The organism is uncultured Dysgonomonas sp. (assembly GCF_900079725.1).
In the GTDB taxonomy this organism is placed as follows: domain Bacteria; phylum Bacteroidota; class Bacteroidia; order Bacteroidales; family Dysgonomonadaceae; genus Dysgonomonas.
On the sequence record NZ_LT599032.1, the window covers coordinates 1,122,027 to 1,141,701 of the forward strand.

Sequence of the window (19,675 nt, forward strand, 5' to 3'; positions counted from 1 at the left end):
TGAATCTATCAATTTATTCACAGCCTTCTTTTTCAGGTTTATCTACTTGTCAATAATAAGCAATTCGTTTTTATCATCAGAGATGAGACTTATAAATCTTTCATATTCTCTGAGGACATCAGCTATCACTTCCTCTTTTGTCATATACTGTATATCATTTCCTTTACGCCCATCATTAAAATAGGTAATCGGTATATAAGGCGTTTCCATATCAACATTCGGAGTATTCTCTTCCTCGATCATATACTCCGAGATCGTTTGAGGCTCAGCAACGACACCATATCGGAAATTTCGTATTTTATCATGCCTTATAAATAACTCTATGGATAGAGCAGTGTTTTTACCTGTTATTATTTGAGCTTCAATATCATTTTCGGATAACTCTTGCTGAAGTTCGCCGAATGCTTCTTTTACCGTGCCATTCAAAAAGTCCTTGACATCTCTTTTGTGGGAAAAGGTTAGTATTCTGTTCAGCCGTTCCTTCCATCTGCTCCCGTCCCATGCGATACTACCATAGGGCAGTTTGGTATTATGAAATAAATGATCGATTTGCAAAGCTTTCCATAAAGAAAAACATAAGAGTAGCATACTCAACCCAAAGGGTAATGCGGAAATGAGAGTCATCGTCTGCAGTGAGGCCAGACCTCCTGCCCGAAGCAGTGTAAGAGAGAGAATGATGAGTAGTACACCCCAAAATATATTTTGCCACTTCGGCGAGTTCTTTTTATCACCGGATGCTATACTGTTCATAACCAATATACCGGAGTCTGCTGAAGTAACAAAGAAAACCCCAATCATCAAGATTGCTATTATATTCAATAAGCCTGTAAATGGAAAATATTCAAAAAAGCGAAACAGGAGAGTATCCGGATCGTTCGCCAATAGGCTCAACTCTCCATTTGCTACGAATTTATCCAGCCAAACACCACTACTGCCAAATATAGTCATCCATAAGAAATTGAATAAGGAAGGAATCAGTAGTACAGCTATAATAAACTCACGTATGGTACGCCCTTTCGATATACGTGCAATAAACAACCCTACAAACGGAGACCATGATATCCACCAGGCCCAATACATAATTGTCCAGCCCGAGAACCAGCCCTGAGCTTCTGTTTCATAGGCAAAAGTATTGAAGGTCAGATTTGTTAAATTACTGATGTAATAACCGATACCTTCACTAAAGGTGCTAAGTATATATATTGTTGGTCCTGCAATCAAAATAAATACCATCAGAATAAAAGCGAGAGACAGATTCAGTTCACTTAATCGCTTCACACCTTTATCCACGCCTGTAAAAGCTGAAAATATAGCGATACCCATGACTACAATAACGATAATAGCCTGAAATGTAAAACTGTTCTCTGGCACCAATCCTATACTTTGCAATCCTGCATTTAGCTGTACAACACCAAATCCCAAAGTTGTCGCAATTCCGAAAAATGTACTGCATAGCGCAAAAGTGTCTACAATATTTCCGATTGGCCCATATATTTTATCTTTCAACAAAGGATATAAACCGCTTCGTATTGCCAACGGCAATTTATAACGATAGGCAAAATAAGCCAGTACTAATCCCACCACAGCATATATGGCCCAGGCATGTATTCCCCAATGGAAAAAAGTGTATAATTGGGCTTCTTTTGCTCGTTGAAGCGTATCGTCTATAGCCGGATTTGCATAATGAGACATTGTTTCTGCCACACCGAAATACATAAGCCCGATTCCCATACCGGCTGCAAACAGCATTGCTATCCATGAAAAGAAGCTATACTTGGGCCGGGAATTATCCGAACCTAAGCGAATATTACCAAGTTTACTTAAAGCTATAATAATAAGAAATAGAACGAACAAAGTTACCATCAATACATAAACCCAACTCAGGTTGTTAAAAAAATAGGTTTTCACAACCGACAGAGATTTATTGGCTTGTTCAGGGAAGAAGCCACAATAAAGGGATACAAAAAGTATAACAATTAGCCCTGGTAGAGCAACTGATTTGGTTAATGTCGTTCGAAAAGGTAATTTGCTTTTTATCATATTATATATTGTTTTATTTTTACTTGTTGTAATGTGTTAATTTTAAAAATAATATCCGATATTTATATTAAAACGGCTATTCCATCTGGCATTATCGCTATCTTGTGCAAGTCCTTCTCCAAAGTTGCTCGTAAGCCATGGATGATTCTTTCCTATAGCCATATCTATGTATGTGTAAATAGGTCCCGAAGCAATGGATACTCCGGGTATTAAATGATGAGTATTGTTATATCCGGCTCTACTTTTGTCAGCTATTGAGTAATCTACATATGCTTCTATACTTTTTATGAATTTCCTTTTTATAGGAATAGTATATGATATTCCTGCCAGGTATACAAATCCTTTGCTTGCCACATCATAAGGAGAGCCATAAGCAGCCATTTGTACGGCATCTAAAAGTTCTCCTTTGTCATTTTGAGATTTATAATTATACCCAATAATTTCAGCCTTTAAATTCCATCTTCGATAATTGAATACTGAGTGTATCGCCCAGGACAAGTTCCATTTCCTTTTATTTAAGGTCTCATTATAGATACTACCCAACTGTCCGGATAAGCCAACTTCTGCGATCTCTGTCAATTGATAACATATACGCATGTTAAATTGGTCTAGTTCGCGGATGGAAGCTTTACTTCTGTTAGCTCCAGTAAGCCCTGTTGTAGGAACAACAGCATATGAAAAACGGCTGTTTCCTACAGTATTATCTTCATACTCTGAACTTAAGAAACCTTTTGGTGCAGCCTGTCTGAAATATGCCATATCAACAGATAGCTTCTCGATCTTGTATTCAGCACCTATGCCGGTTGCGTAAGTATCTTCCAGTCCCATATAATATGGAAGTTGGAACCACCAAGAATGAGATGCAGACGGCGCTATTCCAAATGGTTTTTGAAAAACTCCTAATTTTGCATACCAACTATCATTTAACCTGTATCTAACATAGGCATGATGTATAAAATGTGCTTTTGATCCGGGATAAAGCCTATATTGAAAACTTAAATCAAAATCCTCATATCCTGCATCTACTGACAAAAACCATGTATCTAATTTAATATAAGAATCTAAAGGCCTAGCAGCAGATTCATAGTTTTCTGAAGCAATATTAAACCGTACAGCTCCACCTATTTTTATAGTTTTTTTTTGAGGCTCCCCATCCGATGCCCAAATATTAAGATTGGAAGAAAAAAAGATATAAATAATAACGGGAACAAATCTTGACATGTTTTTCTAAATAAGACTATTTAATTCATTATGGTAGAGAAATAAAAATATATGCTAAATAAAGCATCTAAAATATACCTCAATAGCAGAACTCATCATTACAAATGATATAAATAGTTCCTCGGTCATATAAGATTAAAAAAAGAGTTCAGGATATAGAAAGAAAGGTAATAGACTAATAATAAAACCACTCCTGAACAGTACCGGATTTTCCAGTATTAGGAACAAAAGTAGTAAAATTAGAGCTTGTTTAAAAGTTAATTTATGTTTAATGACTCATTATAAGTATGCTATGCCTATTAAAATAGAGTTAATCGGTAATATTTTTTCTAGTCGAAAAAAATAAATTATTTTTGATGTTTATTAAAATATTCAACATTTCCATAAAATCCGGATAGATGACAGGAGAAAAAAAAGAAGCTATCGATAAGGTGGTTCAACCCATTCAGCGATTTATATTACAGGAAAAGGCCGGAGGTATAGTCCTCGGGCTGAGTGTTATCATTGCTATGATCTTAGCTAATTCCCCATGGTCGGAAGACTATTTTCATTTATTGGAGCATAAACTGGGATTTATATTTGATGGCATTCCATTCTTTGAATATAGCATTCATCACTGGATCAATGACGGACTGATGGCTGTTTTCTTCTTTGTAGTGGGCTTAGAACTCAAAAGGGAGATTGTAGGAGGAGAATTATCCAATCCGCGTAAAGCCCTTTTGCCTATCGGTGCAGCAATCGGCGGTATGCTCGTACCCGCACTTATCTATATTATCCTGAATCCATCAGGAGAAGTTCATCACGGATGGGGAATACCGATGGCAACCGATATTGCTTTCGCATTGGGTGTTTTGTATCTGTTAGGGAGTAAAATACCACTATCACTGAAAGTGTTTCTAACAGCATTGGCTATTGTTGATGATCTGGGGGCTGTCTTGGTTATTGCATTTTTCTATACATCCGATATTTCATTTATGAGCCTTGCTATTGGTTTTGGCTTTGCTCTTATTATGTTCGTTGGCAATAAAATGGGTGTGCGGAGTATTTTGTTCTACGCCATATTTGGTATTCTCGGAGTGTGGACATCTTTTCTCTTATCAGGAGTACATGCTACAATAGCTTCTGTTATTGCCGCCTTTATGATTCCTGCAGATGTGAAAATAAGAGAGAATCTATTTGTGGAACGGATAAAGAACTATCTGAATAAATTCAGGGAGGTTGATCCTAAAAACGAAATTCCGACGCTTACAAATGACCAGTTGCATTTGTTGGAAGAAATAAAAATAGATACCAATAAAGCCATTCCGCCATTGCAACGCTTAGAACATCGAATGCATCCTTTAGTGACATTTGTTATCATACCGATATTTGCTCTGGCCAATGCCGGGGTTTCACTCAATATTGATGTTGAGCAACTATTCAGTACGAATATAGCTTTAGGCGTAGCTCTAGGCCTACTATTGGGCAAAGTGTTAGGTGTGGTTGGCTTTACTCTTTTGTTGATAAAGCTGAAAGTCGCACCATTCCCTCAAGGGATGAATGTCCGTAATCTGTTTGGTTTAGGTTTGCTGGCATCTATTGGTTTTACCATGTCGCTATTTATCACTTCTTTGGCATTCACTCATCCCGAATATATGGTACAAGCCAAGATTGGTATTTTTGCAGCTTCTATCATTGGCGGAGTATTAGGATATATCACATTAAGCCGTTCCGTAAAGCATAAATAATGTTATCCCGAATAAAATATATAGGATTAAACCCGGCTCGCTTATTTGTTCTCAGTTTTTTAGGACTGATTCTTATCGGGACAATTTTACTGTTATTACCGGTATCCACAACCGGGAGCATCAGCCTGATAGATGCTCTTTTTACAACAACGAGTGCAGTTTGTGTAACAGGTCTGGTAGCACTGGATACAAGTAAAGATTTTACACTGTTCGGACAAACAGTCATCATGGTCATGATTCAGGCCGGCGGTTTAGGTATATTGACTTTTGCCAGTTATTTCAGCTACTTCTTTAAGGGAGGCTCGTCTTATGAGGATCAATTAACGATGGGCAATATCTCTAACATAGAGAAGATTGATGAAATTTTTAAGACCTTAAAGCGGATATTAATTATAACAGTTGGTATTGAAGCTGTCGGGGCTTTCTTTATTTTTACTAGTTTAAGTTCTGCTTTGATGCCTGGTCTGAGTGATCGGATTTATTTTTCAGTATTTCATTCCATATCCGCTTTTTGTAATGCAGGCTTTTCCACATTGCCCCATGGTATCATGGAAAACGGATATGTGGATAACTACAGATTCCAATTGAGCCTGATATTCCTTTTTGTTCTCGGAGGATTAGGATTCCCGATTGTAATCAATTTGTTGAAATACCTGAAACATTTAATCAGAAGAACATTCTTACAGATTTTCAATCATAAAAAAGACGTTTACAAGCCTTGGGTGATGAAACTGGGAAGTAAGATAAATCTGGTTACAACTATCTCTTTAATTGTTATCGGAACCATCCTTATTTTTATCAACGAGTATAATAATATACTGGCTTCTCATCAGGGAATCGGGAAATTCGTCACAGCACTATTTACAGCGACAACGCCCCGTACAGCAGGGTTCAATTCAGTTGATTTTAATCAGTTACATCTATCGTCACTCATTATTATAATCATCTTGATGTGGATCGGAGCTTCTCCTGCCTCTACGGGAGGAGGTATAAAAACCAGTACATTTGCAATAGCCGTTCTGAACTTTATCAGTTTGGCCAAAGGGCGAAAGAATATTGAGGTGTATAGTCGGGAGGTATCAGAAACATCCATAAGACGAGCTTTTGCGGTGATGACACTTTCTGTTGTTGTTTTGGGGATAGGTTCATTACTTATTTCCTATTTTGATGAAGGCTTGCGGCTATTAGATATTATATTTGAATCGGTTTCGGCCTATAGTACAGTCGGGCTGAGTCTGGGGATAACTCCCGGTTTAAGTTCTGCCAGTAAACTGGTGCTGATAATACTGATGTTTATAGGACGTGTAACAACACTCACGCTGCTTATTGCTTTCTTTAAGCAAGTGAGGATGTCTAATTATACTTATCCATCGGAGGAGATACTGATTAATTAAAAAGAAGAAAGAATGAAATATATTATTGTCGGACTCGGTGTATTCGGTTCTTCACTTGCTGAGAAGTTAGCATCACAGGGCAATGAGGTAATCGGAGTAGATACAAAGATGCAACGGGTAAATGAACTGAAAGATAAAATAACACATGTTGCATGTTTGAATGTAACAGATGCTGCTGCAGTAGAAACATTACCCTTGAAGAATACAGATGTGGTCATTGTCTGTATAGGAGAAGATCAAGGTGCTAATATAATGGCGACAGCCATGTTTAAAAACCTGAATGTAAAACGGCTTATAGGAAGATCTCTTAATCCTCTGCAAGAAAATGTTTTACAGGCAATCGGCGTACATGAGATTGTCCGGCCGGAAGAAGAAACCGCAGAAAGATGGGCCAAGAAACTAACGCTTCGGGGAATGGTAGATTCTTTTGAGTTAAATGAGAATTACAGCATGGTAGAGATTGTAGTGCCGGATATTCTTGTTGGAAAGACAATCGAAGAAATCGGTTTTCGTAAGGAATATAATATGCTCGTGTTGACTGTTATCAAAAATGTAGAAAAGAAGAGCATAATAGGGAAAACCAGAGTTGTTGCCGACGTTCAAGGTATACCAACACCCGATACCATGTTAGAAAAAAATGATATCTTGGTTGTTTATGGATCTAACAAAGATATTAAACAGTTTATAAGCAAGAACAAAAATCATAAATAGAAAAAGTGTGATTGGTAAATATATAATTGATAAAAAAGAAGTATCTTTTCCATGGTTATTCAAATCAGGTGTATAGTCTGAATACTAATAATATATAGCATGTATAACTTCATACGAAAAGTAGTCACTTACGTTAGTCTGCAAAAGCAAACCGAAGACTTTGAAGAAATCCATAATTCGATAACACAGGGTATTTCGTTCAAGGGGACGAATATATGGATATTAGTTTGCGCGATAATCATAGCATCCGTAGGGCTTAATACCAATTCAACCGCTGTGATAATAGGAGCCATGCTTATTTCTCCACTGATGGGGCCAATCAATGGAATGGGTTACAGTATTGCTATTCATGATTTTGGATTGCTTCGTCAGTCATTAAAGAACTTTGGTTTTGCGGTGCTGGCCAGCCTTATAGCATCCACTGTTTATTTTTCGATAACCCCCGTTCATACAGCCCATTCAGAGCTTTTAGCCCGAACCAGTCCGACGATTTATGATGTTTTAATTGCTCTATTTGGTGGATTTGCGGGTATTATAGCAATCAGCAGTAAGCAGAAAGGAAATGTTATTCCCGGTGTTGCTATTGCTACGGCCTTGATGCCACCTCTCTGTACAGCCGGCTACGGTTTAGCTACGCTCCAATTTTCTTTTTTCTATGGAGCATTCTATCTGTTTACCATCAACACTGTTTGTATTGCTTATGCTTCGGTTTTAATTTCTCAAATGTTGAAGTTTCCGATCAGAGATACCAACATAAGTGAGACAAGAAAGAATCGTATCAATCAGGGCTTATCAATCGTTCTTATTATAATCATATTGCCCAGTATATATTTGGGTTACCGGATGTCCCAGAATGAGAAATTCAGAGTAAATGCCGAAAAATATACACGTTATGTAGGAATATACAAAGGGAATTATTTATTAAACAATGAGGTTGCTGCAAACAGGAAAGAAATTAATTTGGTATACGGCGGATCTTCGTTGACAGAAGAAGACAAAGATGCAATTATCGGTCAGGCAAGCTTATTCTCTTTAGATGATGCGAAAATAACAATAGAACAAGGGTTGGCCATAGATAATGATATAGCTAAGGATAGACTAAAAGCTCAGTCTGAAGAAGAGAGGTCCCGGCAACAAATAGTCCGCTTAAATGTAGAAATTGCTGATTATAAACAAAAAATAGACAGTATACAAAGCCAATATCTTATAGGCAAACAATTACTGTCTGAGTTGACTCCTTTATACCCTCATATAGAGAGTTGTTCGTATGCCCAATCATATATCTATACCCAGAATGATACTTTGCATAGAGCGAAAACTGGTGTATTTATGATCACATCTAAACGCATTCTTCCAAAGAACGATCAGGAGAAAATAAAGAATTGGCTAATGAAAAGATTAAATGAAAAAGAAATTAGGGTCTATTTTGACAGAATTAATTGATTGATCAAGACCGAACTTGTAGAAATATTTTAATGGAATAATCAAGGGTCTTTTAAATTATTCCTCTACCTGTGTTAAATTATATTGTAGAAATGCCAAATATCAGAACGTGCTATTTCTTTTGATGCATTAGTTTTACTCCATTTATCTTATCTGAAATAAATCTCCCCCGGCTGTCTAAATAACTGTTTTAGAAATAAAGGGTGTATACTTCGTCATAATCATAGAAATTACTCTGATTAGATAAGCTCCCGAACTTCTATCCTCTGGTATTTGAGTAGTGTCTATTAGTAGTCTATATAGACGAACTAATAGAATGGTATAACCGATGTTGTAAATTTCTATTTTTCACAAAACGTATATGATCAAACATTTCATGAAAGAAAGTTTGCTAATCTTAAAATATTTATTTCCTTTGTTTATTATTTCCAGTGGAATTATAATATATGTGCATAATTACAAAAATAAAGAATATACAGAAAATACTTTATAGACTCGAAAAAGTGTTTTTAGAAAACAATGGCATCACATTAAATGAAGCTATTATTATATATTCTTTGCCCGAAACAAGAAGCTCCTGTGCGGGTTATCTGTCCGGCCAGCTTGACGTATCGAACTCCCGGACATCTAAAATTCTGAGTAGCTTAGAGCAGCAGGAATATATTATAAGGACAATGGGACAAGCCGATAAAAGGCAGATGCTTTTTTCATTAACGGAAAAGGGACTGGAGAAAAAGAAAGAAATACAGAGATCTGAAGGTGAATATAGAGAACTTATTAAGTCATTGGCTAAGTTTATGGACTAACCAAAATTTCAGACAGATCTTATAAACCATTTTATTAAAAAAATAAATATATGAAAATATTAATTGTAGGAGGAGTTGCCGGGGGAGCATCTGTTGCAGCCCGTTTAAGGAGAATGGATGAACAGGCTGAAATTATTTTATTTGAAAGAGGCGAATATATTTCTTATGCCAATTGTGGATTACCATATTATATCGGAGGTACAATAGCGGACAGAGATAATCTTTTCGTCCAAACTGTAGATGGATTTTCTAAGCGATTCAAGATAGACATCAGGGTATTGCAGGAAGTAATCTGTATCAATAGGGAAAATAAAAGTATAACCATACAAAACCTTATCACAAATAAAGAATATACTGAATCTTATGACAAACTTATTCTATCTACCGGATCAGAACCGGTGAAACCTCCAATCAAAGGCATCGATAGCAGAAAGATATTTACACTCCGTAATGTACCTGATACCGATAAAATCAAAAACTTTCTTATAACTCATAAACCCCAAAAAGCAGTTGTCATCGGCGGAGGATTTATCGGACTGGAAATGGTAGAAAATTTACATAATGCAGGACTTGAAGTACAGTTAGTGGAGAAGGCGGATCAGGTTATGGCTCCAATTGATTTTTCCATGGCCGCAATAGTTCATCAGCAACTTAGGCAGAAAGGAGTAGAGCTTTATCTGAAAGAAGGAGTGACTTCTTTCCTCGAAGAAGAAAACGGCGTTAGAATAGTATTGGAAAGCGGTAGAGAACTTATCTCCGATATGGTTATTTTCAGTATTGGTGTTCGTCCCGATATTAAGATTGTAAAAGATGCAGGGCTGGAACTTGGAACGACAGGAGGGATTAAAGTTAATAGTTATATGCAGACGAGTGATAACAATATCTATGCCTTGGGTGATGCCGTGGAAGTACTGAATCCGGTAATAACTAAACAGATGTTGATTCCTTTGGCGGGTCCGGCCAATAAACAAGCCCGTATTGTTGCAGATAACATACTGGAGGATAACAAATATATCTACCCGGGAACTATCGGCACATCTATAGCTAAGGTGTTTGACCTAACCGTTGCGGCGACAGGACTTTCATCCAAAGTGCTGAACAGGGAGTGTATTGAGCATATATCATCTTTTACTCATGGAAGTTCACACGCGGGATACTATCCCGGAGCATCTCAATTGTCAGTAAAGGTTAATTTCTCCCCCTTGAATGGAAAGCTTTTGGGAGCTCAGGTTGTAGGAAAAGAAGGAGCCGACAAAAGAATTGAGTTGTTTTCTGAGGTTATAAAAAAAGGAGGTACAATTTACGATCTGATGGATATTGAGCATGCATATGCCCCGCCTTATTCATCGGCTAAAGACCCTGTCAATATGGCTGGTTTTGTAGCTGATAATATTCTTAAAGGAAAGATGAAAGTAGCCCAATGGCGGGATATTGGAAAAATAAATCTCGCCAAAACGACCCTGTTAGATGTCCGTACTTCAGAAGAATGCAGCGAAGGATATATCAAGGGTGCGATGAACATCCCCCTGGATGAACTGCGTTCCCGGATTAAAGAAATACCAAAAGAGAAGGACGTTTTAATCTATTGTGCTGTCGGCTTACGCGGGTATATTGCTTCGCGGATATTAGCACAATATGGATTTTCTAATGTTCTAAATCTGTCAGGAGGTTATACAACCTATGCAACAGCAATAGCAGAATACTCTTTATAATAGAAAAATTCAGCCATCACTCCGTATTTAAACAAAATTAGAGTTTTAAATACATTATTTCTTATGGAACTATATTCTAATGGAAATAATATATTATCTTTGTAAGAAATATAAACGCAATTAAATATGCAAATAATAAAAAACAATTGGACATATCTCTTAGGAGCACTTATCGGAGCAATAGGTGGATATATGTATTGGAGGTATATTGGATGTAGTACCGGTACTTGTCCCATAACGTCATCACCTACAATCAGTACTCTATACGGAGTTTTATTGGGAGGCTTATTCGGAGGAATTTTTAAAAGAAATAAAAAAAACAAAAATAAAATAAATAATATGGCGGGATTTCTTAGCAGATTACTCGGATTGGAGGACAAAGCTGATTTTAAAGTTCTCTTAGAGAATGGAGCTATACTTCTGGATGTCCGAACAAAAGAAGAATATAAACAGGGAGCAGCAACAAACTCAGTCAATATTCCTCTGGATAGTTTGAATAGTAATTTATCGAAACTAAAAAAAGATAAACCGATTATTGCTATATGCGCCAGTGGTATGCGTAGTCGCAGTGCGGTGACTCTCTTAAAGAATAAAGGTTTTCAGAAAGTATATAATGGCGGAAGCTGGTTTAATTTTAATGAGTAACAGAATGAAACGCATATTAAAGAAATGGGATGCAGCCCGGATAATTCGTTTATTGTTGGGAGTGTTGATAGCTATCTATTCAATATCTACGAAGGATTATATGTTTTTAGTTTTAGGTGGATTGCTACTTTTTCAGGCAATTATGAATATTTCCTGTTGTGGCTCCGCAGGGTGCTATACAGACAATAAGTACAAAGAAAATATTTATGGAGATCAGATAAAAAAATATAAACCGGATTAAAAATGAAGTATACAATACTACTTCCACTTGTGGCATTATTGCTTATTTCTTGTAATAACACAGCTGAGACAAAAAGTCAAACAAAAGAAACAATTAAAAAAGAAGATAAAATGACAACAATACATTTAACAAAAGCAGAATTCTTGTCAAAAGTTGCTAATTTTGAAACAAATCCTACTGAATGGAAATATTTAGGGGATAAACCGGCATTGATTGATTTCTATGCTGATTGGTGTGGCCCTTGTAAAGCTATAGCTCCGGTGCTGGATGAATTGGCCGCAGAATACGGAGGTCGTATATATATTTATAAGATAAATACGGAAACTGAACCTGAACTAGCGTCTGCGTTTGGGATAAGAAGCATACCTTCTTTACTGTTTGTTCCGATGACCGGACAACCTCAAATGGGTGCAGGAGCATTACCAAAACAGCAACTGAAGGAGGCTATTGATAATCTTTTATTAAAAGAGTAACAGTAAATATAAATTTAGACTAAAATGGCAGACAATACAAATAATTCGCAAGTAAGAACATTATGCCAGATCAGGGATGTGTATCGGGCTATTTATGACTTTGAGTTAAACTTTCAGCAATTATATGATCTTGGACTGAACGAAGGGATGCTGCTATGTTCGCTGAATGCTCAGAAATATTCATCCAATGAATTGGCTAGTGTATTGGGATTGAGCAATTCGAATACATCGAAAGTGATAAAATCGGTCGAAAAGAAAGGGCTTATCAGACGTATTGTAGGTAAGGAGGATAAGCGCCAGATGTATTTTGCTTTGACTGATCTGGGCAAGAAGAAACTTGAATCGATAAAATGTGCTGAGTTTGATATACCTCAAACACTAGAATCTATTATAAAAAGATAAAATTTTTATCTATTGACGATTTGTTCTCTCTTTTTTCTACTATAAAACAAGTTGCAAATACGCAACAAGAACCACTACGTATTAGTAAGTTAGATTTTGGATAAAAGATCTAATTTCCGTGTAATTTCATAGGTTAGGCAAATTTTATTATCTTTGTAAAAGTCTTGAATACATTGAAAACAATATTGTTTTTTCTTCTTTAAAATCTACTTATTCGGTAGATACCTTATTTAAGCGGAGTTGATCCGAAATATAGCCAATATATAATTCAGTTTTCTTAAAGGAATTTAGGTTACTCTTTTGGGCTTCATATGATAATTAATCTGAGGATAATAAAGTTTCTATAGGTTCACTACATCCTTCTGTGTTCAAGCGAATTATTCCATTTTTAATAATCGGACTGCCCTGCCCGATACAAAAATTATTTTATGAAGTTGATTATTATATCTAATAGATTACCACTGAAAGTAGTGGAAGAGGAAAATGAGTACAAGGTCGTTCCTAGCTCAGGTGGTCTTTCAACCGGACTGAACTCATTAGAGACAAATATGGAAACACATTGGATCGGTTGGACTGGAATGTATCTTGATGATCTGCGTGAACAAGAAAAAATAGACAAACAACTGGCTGATCTAAACTTTCATTCGGTAAATCTTACCCCTTCACAAATAGAAAATTATTATGAAGGATACAGTAACAGTGTAATTTGGCCGCTTTCTCATTATTTTTTTAGCAATGTAAGGTACAATAATGACTACTGGTCTGTATATAAGGAGGTGAATGCTTTATTCTGTGAAAAAGCAATGCAAATAATAGAACCTAGTGATATTGTTTGGATTCAGGACTATCAATTGATGCTTTTACCTCGAATGATAAGAGACCGAATACCTGGAGTCAGTATTGGTTATTTCCATCATATACCATTTCCTTCTTATGAATTATTTAGGTGCTTGCCCGAAAGAAGTGATATTTTAAACGGTCTGTTAGGTGCCGATCTTGTTGCTTTCCATACGCATGGATATATGAGACATTTCATTAGTGCTGTTTACCGGGTACTGAAATTAGATTGTAACCTCGATGAAATTCATTTAGATGACAGAATCGTAGATGTGGATGCTTTTCCAATGGGAATAAACTATGATATGTATCACAATGCTTTACTAAATCCGGATATAAAGAAGCAAGCTGATAAACTACGAGGTGAGTTTGGTAACAGCAAGCTTATATTATCTGTAGATAGGCTCGACTATAGTAAAGGTATTCTTATGCGTTTAAGGTGTTTTGAAGACTTTCTGGCGAACCAACCCCAATACAGAGGAAAGGTTAGCCTCATTATGATTGTCGCTCCATCAAGAGACAATGTTGATATTTATGCAAAACTGAAAGAAGATATAGACCAGAAGGTGGGAGCTATCAATGGTAAGTATGCGACAGCAGGATGGCAACCAATCAATTATTTTTATAGGTCATTCGTCTTCGAAGAGATCGCCGCTTTATATGGAAATAACACTAAAATAGACCCCCATCCGCCAATCTAAATTGACCCCTTGGAAAGTTTTTGTTTAGGAGTAAAAAAAGCAGTCATTTTTTGTTTGTAAAAAGCCATCATTTTTGTCGGTTTTTACTAATTAATTTTTACAAATATAAACATTCCTGATTAGATTTTTTTCTTCTGAGTGATTCACCATGTAGTTCAACCCTCAGTGATTGATGTACTATCCTGTCCAATACAGCATCCGCAATGGTTTTCTCTCCTATAATGTCATACCATTCCTTGACAGGTATCTGGGATGTAATCAGCGTAGACCTTTTCCCGTGCCTGTCTTCTATGATATCCAGCAATGTAACTCTTGCCTGTGAGTCAAAAGGTTGCAATCCAAAATCATCCAAAATAAGCAGGTCTGTCCTTTCTATCCTCTTGAGTTCAGTCAGGTTGGTACCTTTGGCTTTAGCCAGTTTAAGCTGGCCCATCAATTTAGCTGTTGAAGCGTATAGCACCCTGTATCCCATCTGACAGGCATGAAAGCCTAATGCAGATGCCAGATAGCTCTTGCCTGTCCCCGTACTACCTGTAATAAACAGATCCTTGTGTTCCTTGATAAAGTCTAAAGAAGCCAGCCTGTGTACTTCATTCTTATCCAGCCCCCTTTCTACAGAGTAGTCCAGTTGTTCCAATGATGCCTTGTAACGGAAGTTGGCCAGTTTAATAAGCCTGGCTATGGACTTATTCTTACGGTCATCCCATTCACTGTTTACCAGCATAGCGATAAACTGATCAGGTGTTAATGTCTCTTTAATGGAGCCTTCCAGGTTGGTCTTAAAAGCTTCATACATGCCAAATAAGCGCATCTGGCGTAACTTGTCCAATGTTTGATTGTTCATGATTTATTCTTGGTTTAAATGTTTACTGATAATAGTCTTTGCCCCTGATATTTTTATGATTGGGTATGCGTGCAGCTTCATCCTCCAGTTTTAGCTTATCCAGACGCTTGTTCAGGATCTCTTCTATTACCCTGTATCCGTATTGCCCGAAGGCTTGGGCACAGCGGCAGGCATCTATCAGGCGTTCGTTACCCACCCGCCTGGAGAAACTTAGTATGCCTGAACAAGACTTGTAGGCCTGCTCAGGGTATGTTTTTTCCTCCAGCACTTTGGCTATATACTCAGCCACATCCTCATGTATATCCATAGCCTGGGATATAAACTTCTCGGCAGACCACTCGGTCAGGAACTGGTGTTGGGAGGCCAGATGTTCCGTGTTGGTCGTATATTGGTATTTACGTCTGTTACGCACATGTTGGGCAATGAGTTCATGCCGGTAGTAAACCTCTACTGACTGCGAAGTATAAAGGACTTTGACTGTTTTTCCGATATATTTATAGGGGACGCTGTAATAATGGGTATCCACTCCTAAGCGTATATATCCGTTCTTCCAGACAGTAAGCTGAGCCTGTTCTTTCAGCTCATAGCGGATCGGGTTCAGGTCCTGCAACACATCACGCTCAATCTCTTCGAACTGTTGTCTGCGGCTGTACTCCCGTTTATACATAGGTGTGTTGTTGTGTATCTCCAGGGCGACCCGGATAGCAGCGTTCAATGAAGACAGGTCATAGAAGATACGCTTGTCCAGCTTGGTAAAGATTGTTTTATATACCAGTTTTACCGCACCTTCCACCAGGGACTTGTCCCGTGGTTTGTAAGCCCTTGCCGGAAGGACTGTCATCGAGTAATGCTCCGCAAAGCAGGCGAAGGACTCGTTCAACACCGCTTCGTATTTACTGCCCTTGGTTACGGCTGCTCTCAAGTTATCGGGTACAACCACCAAAGGTGCGCCCTCAAAATAGATCAGAGCGTTCTCACAGGCCCGTATCAGGTCTTCTTTCTTCTGGCTGGCTACTGCTTCCACATAAGTGAGTTGGCTACATCCCAGAATAGCAACAAAGACTTCCGTCTCTGTCTTGGTCCCGTCTCCATTATCCAGATGTAGCTTTTGACCTGTAAAGTCGATATACATCTTGTCGCCGGCTTTATGTTCGATGTGCATAACAGGACGATGCTGGGCTAAATACAACCGGATAAAACCGCAAAAGCGGGAGATGCCGTAACCTTCAGGGTACTTCTCTATATACTGCCTGTAGAGCATCTCTTTAGTAACGCCCTTACGCTTGAGTTCCCTGCATATACCCGGAAGCAGAGCCTCCAGATCTACTTGACGCTGGCTCTTCTCAGGATGGGCGGCAACCAGAAACTTCTGGGATAACTCCAGATCGCTCATCCCTGAAAAGGCTTCGTAACTAAGACCTGAACTAAGGAATATGTGCAGGTACTTCTTAATGGTATTGCGTGAGATAAACAACATTCCGGCAATGGCTTTGGTGCCTTTGCCCTGATTATAAAGACGGATTACTTGTCGTAGTTTTAACATACTAATGGTTTTGTTAGACATGATGATAAATTTTTGTTGCTCAGCTTTTAAGTAACAAAAATTTTAACACTTTAAAACAAAACTGACAAGCTTCTGTTTTACTCTTCTTTACCGGGGTCAATTTAAACTGCAGCCAGGGGGTCAGTTTAGATTGTTACATGGGGGTCAATTTGGATTGGCGAGATGGGGTCAACTTTAGCAAATTTTTCCACCAAGTAATGGCGAACGGTTTGCATCGCATATCCCTGTTCACCTAACACCGAATCTTGATACTCCCGAATGAATTGTTCATTCAACTGTCCGAAAGCAATATCTTTAGTCTTAAATTTCTTTTTGATGAATTTACCTAACGAGCGGTGCGTATATTTATATGTAGAAAGCGTAGTTGGCGCAACATCAATTCCAACACGAGCTTCTAGTTCTTCTATGTGGCGACTCAGAAGAGCAAGCAGGGTCATTTGTGCACCCATACTACCTTGATAGAGGTTTTTAACCGCTTCTGCATCGAAAGGTTTCTTTCTATCCACAAGGCTATTGAATGCCGAATGGACACCAAGTAGAAGTTTTTCTATTTTTAGATTAATTTCAACTGCCTCACGGCTCTTACCGTTTAGTCGGCTTTCTCGTGGATTCCATAAGTCAGGAGTACAGGATAACTTACAACTAAATTGAGACATAGAACTGTTGACAGTAATACGCCCCATAATCGGAGTCTTGCCCGATTTGTCGGGAGAGCTTTTTTTGAGGTAAAGCAAAACCTTGAATTTTTCTTGTTTCATATTCGCTTATATTTTTTGAGGTTTCTGCCGTCGTTGCTACGACGGCAAAGTTACTTGTTATATAAGCGCTCTTTATTACGCAAAAGTCAGTAAATCAAAGAAATAGAATCGGAGTTTCAAGCTATTACCTGCTATCAGTTACCTATTCATATTCGGTAACTGAGTGGCTAACGATTTGGTAACCGAACCACTTCTTAAATTAGCTTAGTTGGTTTATGCCAAAATCAGCAAATCTATTAAGTATTAACCTGTTGAAGTTTTACTTCTTACATCTGCATACGGTTCTTTTACGGCTAATTACTTACGTCGCCAGACATTCATTTGCAACCATTTTGAAAAGGTCTGGTATTAATGTAGCTATTATAAGTGAGGCTTTAGGACATTCAGACTTAAAGACCACTCAGATATATTTAGATAGCTTTGAAAATAGTCAAATTGATGAGGCTATGAAGAATTTATTGTAGATTTTATTAAATATATAATTTATTGGATTGAAAATTCTTACAATTCAATAGATTATGTATTTTTGTCTAAAATGAATTATAATTATGGTACAAAAATTCTTTGAACAATTACCTATTGATGAAATATATAAGGACTTATTCCAACCAGGAATGAAGAAAGCAGGAGAAGCCTTAGCTACAGTCGTAGATGGTGCTAACTTAATTTTATTACCATTAAAATTACTAAATGAGAAATCTAGAATTTATTTTAAGAAGAATATAGAACTATATTCTGATAAAATAAATAAAGTTGAAGATTTAACCCTAATCCAAGTTCCTCAATATGTAGGTTTACCAGTGATTGATAAATTAACATATTTAAATCAAGGTGATTTAGCAAATGCTTTTATAAACTTATTAAGCAAAGCTTCTTTTGAAGAAACTTTAGTTTTTGTACATCCTGCATATATAGATATTCTAAATAGAATGTCAGCTGATGAAGCAATAATACTATCCCAGATTAAAGACGAAGAATGCATTCCCTATATAGATATTAATGTAAGAAAAAATAGAAAAATCTCTGATTCAGAAACTGGTATAAATGCTTTGAGGCAAAAAACAGAGGCTTTAATGGATAACAATTGTGGTGATTTTGAACTTATCAAATATCTAACAGGAATGGAGAAAGATTTAAATCTAAACTATCCTAATAATATAAATATATACCTAGAAAATTTAATGTTGAATGGGTTACTCTTTTATAAAAAATCGTATAACAGAGAAAGAGTATCTGTTTATCAAAAATTAGAAGAACAATATAAAGAGGATATAGATAATGCAACTTTAATTATAAATGAATTATATGAAAAGGAAACAAAATATAAGGCTGAGATTATAATTCAATATGGAGAATTGAGATTCACAGAGCTTGGTAAAGGTTTTCTAAAAGTATGTATTCAAGATATTAGTGAAAACCCTATTGATCAAAAATAATCTGCCTCTTTCTCACTTACCTCCTATAATACTATACACCTAAGTGAGCTAAATATAGTCTCAGATAATCTAAAAAATATGTTTATAAAATGTTTCTATACTCTAGTTGAACACTCTTAATTTTAAATTATGAAAAATATAATCTTAATATTCCTATTTACTTTTGCAATTCATATATATGGTCAGGATTCATCCAAATATGAATTTAAGCCCAAATATAGCGTAGTCCTATCTTCTGAAACAGGAGAAAAGATGTTAAATCAGTGTTCTAGAGCTATCCCTCAAAAAGTTGGTAAATATTTTGATTTAACAGATGGAGATATAGTGTCTCTTGAAAATAATTATAAAAAAATACTATCAATAAAAGCTACTGAATGCTGCTTACAAGGGTGGAAAATTCCCAAACTAGATGATTATGGTTTTCAATATATTGGTGTAATAATTAATAATCATAAATATATCTATATTAATGCTTTCATGATTGAAGGAGAAGATGATTTCACCAGTTGGTATAAAGATTGGAAAATAAGACCAATAGTTATTTGTGATGGAGGTGATGGATTTTGGGGTGCATTATTTGACATAGAAAAGAAATCATTTTCACAATTGGCTGTAAATGGGGTTGGGTAAAATAATTTTATAACAATATATTCCTCACTTACTTCTCTGTAATATACAAACCTAAGTGAGCTAAATGCAGTCTTAGGTACATTAAAAAAA

At 36.7% G+C, this 19,675-nt stretch carries 16 protein-coding genes and 4 pseudogenes; 15 read left to right on the top strand and 5 right to left on the bottom strand.

The genetic code is table 11. The features are described from left to right. Window positions 1–42: 42 nt before the first annotated feature. Complete coding sequence (locus tag QZL88_RS04895; protein ID WP_108821997.1) at window positions 43–2,040, bottom strand: BCCT family transporter; 1,998 nt, start codon at window positions 2,038–2,040, stop codon at window positions 43–45. 42 nt (window positions 2,041–2,082) lie between these two features. After that, the gene (locus tag QZL88_RS04900) at window positions 2,083–3,261 is read right to left on the bottom strand and encodes a hypothetical protein (RefSeq protein WP_080904972.1); all 1,179 of its coding nucleotides are present in this window, start codon (window positions 3,259–3,261) and stop codon (window positions 2,083–2,085) included. 398 nt (window positions 3,262–3,659) lie between these two features. Here QZL88_RS04900 and nhaA point away from each other — a divergent pair, with 398 nt between their 5' ends. The 12 genes and pseudogenes from nhaA (at window position 3,660) to QZL88_RS04960 (ending at window position 14,353) form a co-directional block, all read left to right on the top strand. Then, the gene (gene nhaA, locus QZL88_RS04905) at window positions 3,660–4,988 is read left to right on the top strand and encodes a Na+/H+ antiporter NhaA (protein ID WP_080904973.1); all 1,329 of its coding nucleotides are present in this window, start codon (window positions 3,660–3,662) and stop codon (window positions 4,986–4,988) included. Continuing rightward, complete coding sequence (locus tag QZL88_RS04910; RefSeq protein WP_108821998.1) at window positions 4,988–6,382, top strand: potassium transporter TrkG; 1,395 nt, start codon at window positions 4,988–4,990, stop codon at window positions 6,380–6,382. Before nhaA ends, QZL88_RS04910 begins: the two co-directional genes overlap by 1 nt. Window positions 6,383–6,394: 12 nt before the next feature. Beyond that, a complete protein-coding gene (locus QZL88_RS04915; protein WP_026625794.1) occupies window positions 6,395–7,093 on the top strand; it encodes a TrkA family potassium uptake protein in 699 nt (232 codons plus the stop codon). A 99-nt stretch (window positions 7,094–7,192) separates the two neighbouring features. Continuing rightward, window positions 7,193–8,536, top strand: coding sequence for a TIGR00341 family protein (locus QZL88_RS04920; RefSeq protein WP_026625793.1), 1,344 nt, complete (start codon window positions 7,193–7,195; stop codon window positions 8,534–8,536). Window positions 8,537–8,982: 446 nt separating this feature from the next. Next, complete coding sequence (locus QZL88_RS04925; RefSeq protein ID WP_183308893.1) at window positions 8,983–9,342, top strand: MarR family winged helix-turn-helix transcriptional regulator; 360 nt, start codon at window positions 8,983–8,985, stop codon at window positions 9,340–9,342. Between the two features lie 50 nt (window positions 9,343–9,392). Further along, window positions 9,393–11,042: pseudogene (locus QZL88_RS04930) on the top strand (CoA-disulfide reductase); the annotation flags it as partial. Window positions 11,043–11,180: 138 nt separating this feature from the next. After that, window positions 11,181–11,369, top strand: a pseudogene (locus tag QZL88_RS04935) (DUF6132 family protein); the annotation flags it as partial. Continuing rightward, window positions 11,352–11,699: a rhodanese-like domain-containing protein gene (locus QZL88_RS04940; protein WP_349630702.1), complete on the top strand. Its 348-nt coding sequence runs from the start codon at window positions 11,352–11,354 to the stop codon at window positions 11,697–11,699. The pseudogene QZL88_RS04935 and the gene QZL88_RS04940, both read left to right, overlap by 18 nt. A 4-nt stretch (window positions 11,700–11,703) precedes the next feature. Beyond that, complete coding sequence (locus QZL88_RS04945) at window positions 11,704–11,940, top strand: hypothetical protein (protein ID WP_026625791.1); 237 nt, start codon at window positions 11,704–11,706, stop codon at window positions 11,938–11,940. A 2-nt stretch (window positions 11,941–11,942) separates the two neighbouring features. Continuing rightward, entirely contained in the window at window positions 11,943–12,413 is a 471-nt protein-coding gene (gene trxA, locus QZL88_RS04950; RefSeq protein ID WP_026625790.1) for a thioredoxin, read from the top strand. Window positions 12,414–12,437: 24 nt separating this feature from the next. Further along, window positions 12,438–12,815: a winged helix DNA-binding protein gene (locus tag QZL88_RS04955; protein ID WP_006800614.1), complete on the top strand. Its 378-nt coding sequence runs from the start codon at window positions 12,438–12,440 to the stop codon at window positions 12,813–12,815. 428 nt (window positions 12,816–13,243) lie between these two features. Then, entirely contained in the window at window positions 13,244–14,353 is a 1,110-nt protein-coding gene (locus QZL88_RS04960) for a trehalose-6-phosphate synthase (RefSeq protein ID WP_296938923.1), read from the top strand. A 97-nt stretch (window positions 14,354–14,450) separates the two neighbouring features. Here the strand turns inward: QZL88_RS04960 and istB are convergent, their stop codons facing one another. The 3 genes and pseudogenes from istB to QZL88_RS04975 form a co-directional block, all read right to left on the bottom strand. Then, window positions 14,451–15,197, bottom strand: coding sequence for an IS21-like element helper ATPase IstB (gene istB, locus QZL88_RS04965; protein ID WP_296938925.1), 747 nt, complete (start codon window positions 15,195–15,197; stop codon window positions 14,451–14,453). A 22-nt stretch (window positions 15,198–15,219) separates the two neighbouring features. Continuing rightward, on the bottom strand, window positions 15,220–16,740 hold the full coding sequence (gene istA, locus QZL88_RS04970) for an IS21 family transposase (protein ID WP_296938926.1): 1,521 nt from the start codon (window positions 16,738–16,740) through the stop codon (window positions 15,220–15,222). 191 nt (window positions 16,741–16,931) lie between these two features. Further along, a pseudogene (locus QZL88_RS04975) lies at window positions 16,932–17,519 on the bottom strand (Arm DNA-binding domain-containing protein); the annotation flags it as partial. A 299-nt stretch (window positions 17,520–17,818) separates the two neighbouring features. Between QZL88_RS04975 and QZL88_RS04980 the strand changes: the two are divergent. From QZL88_RS04980 to QZL88_RS04990, 3 genes and pseudogenes are all read left to right on the top strand, one after another. Then, window positions 17,819–17,983, top strand: a pseudogene (locus QZL88_RS04980) (tyrosine-type recombinase/integrase); the annotation flags it as partial. 84 nt (window positions 17,984–18,067) lie between these two features. Beyond that, window positions 18,068–18,955: an Abi-alpha family protein gene (locus tag QZL88_RS04985; RefSeq protein ID WP_296938927.1), complete on the top strand. Its 888-nt coding sequence runs from the start codon at window positions 18,068–18,070 to the stop codon at window positions 18,953–18,955. Window positions 18,956–19,084: 129 nt separating this feature from the next. After that, window positions 19,085–19,585 (top strand): hypothetical protein, encoded by a 501-nt coding sequence (locus tag QZL88_RS04990; protein ID WP_296938928.1) that lies wholly within the window; start codon window positions 19,085–19,087, stop codon window positions 19,583–19,585. Window positions 19,586–19,675 lie beyond the last annotated feature (90 nt).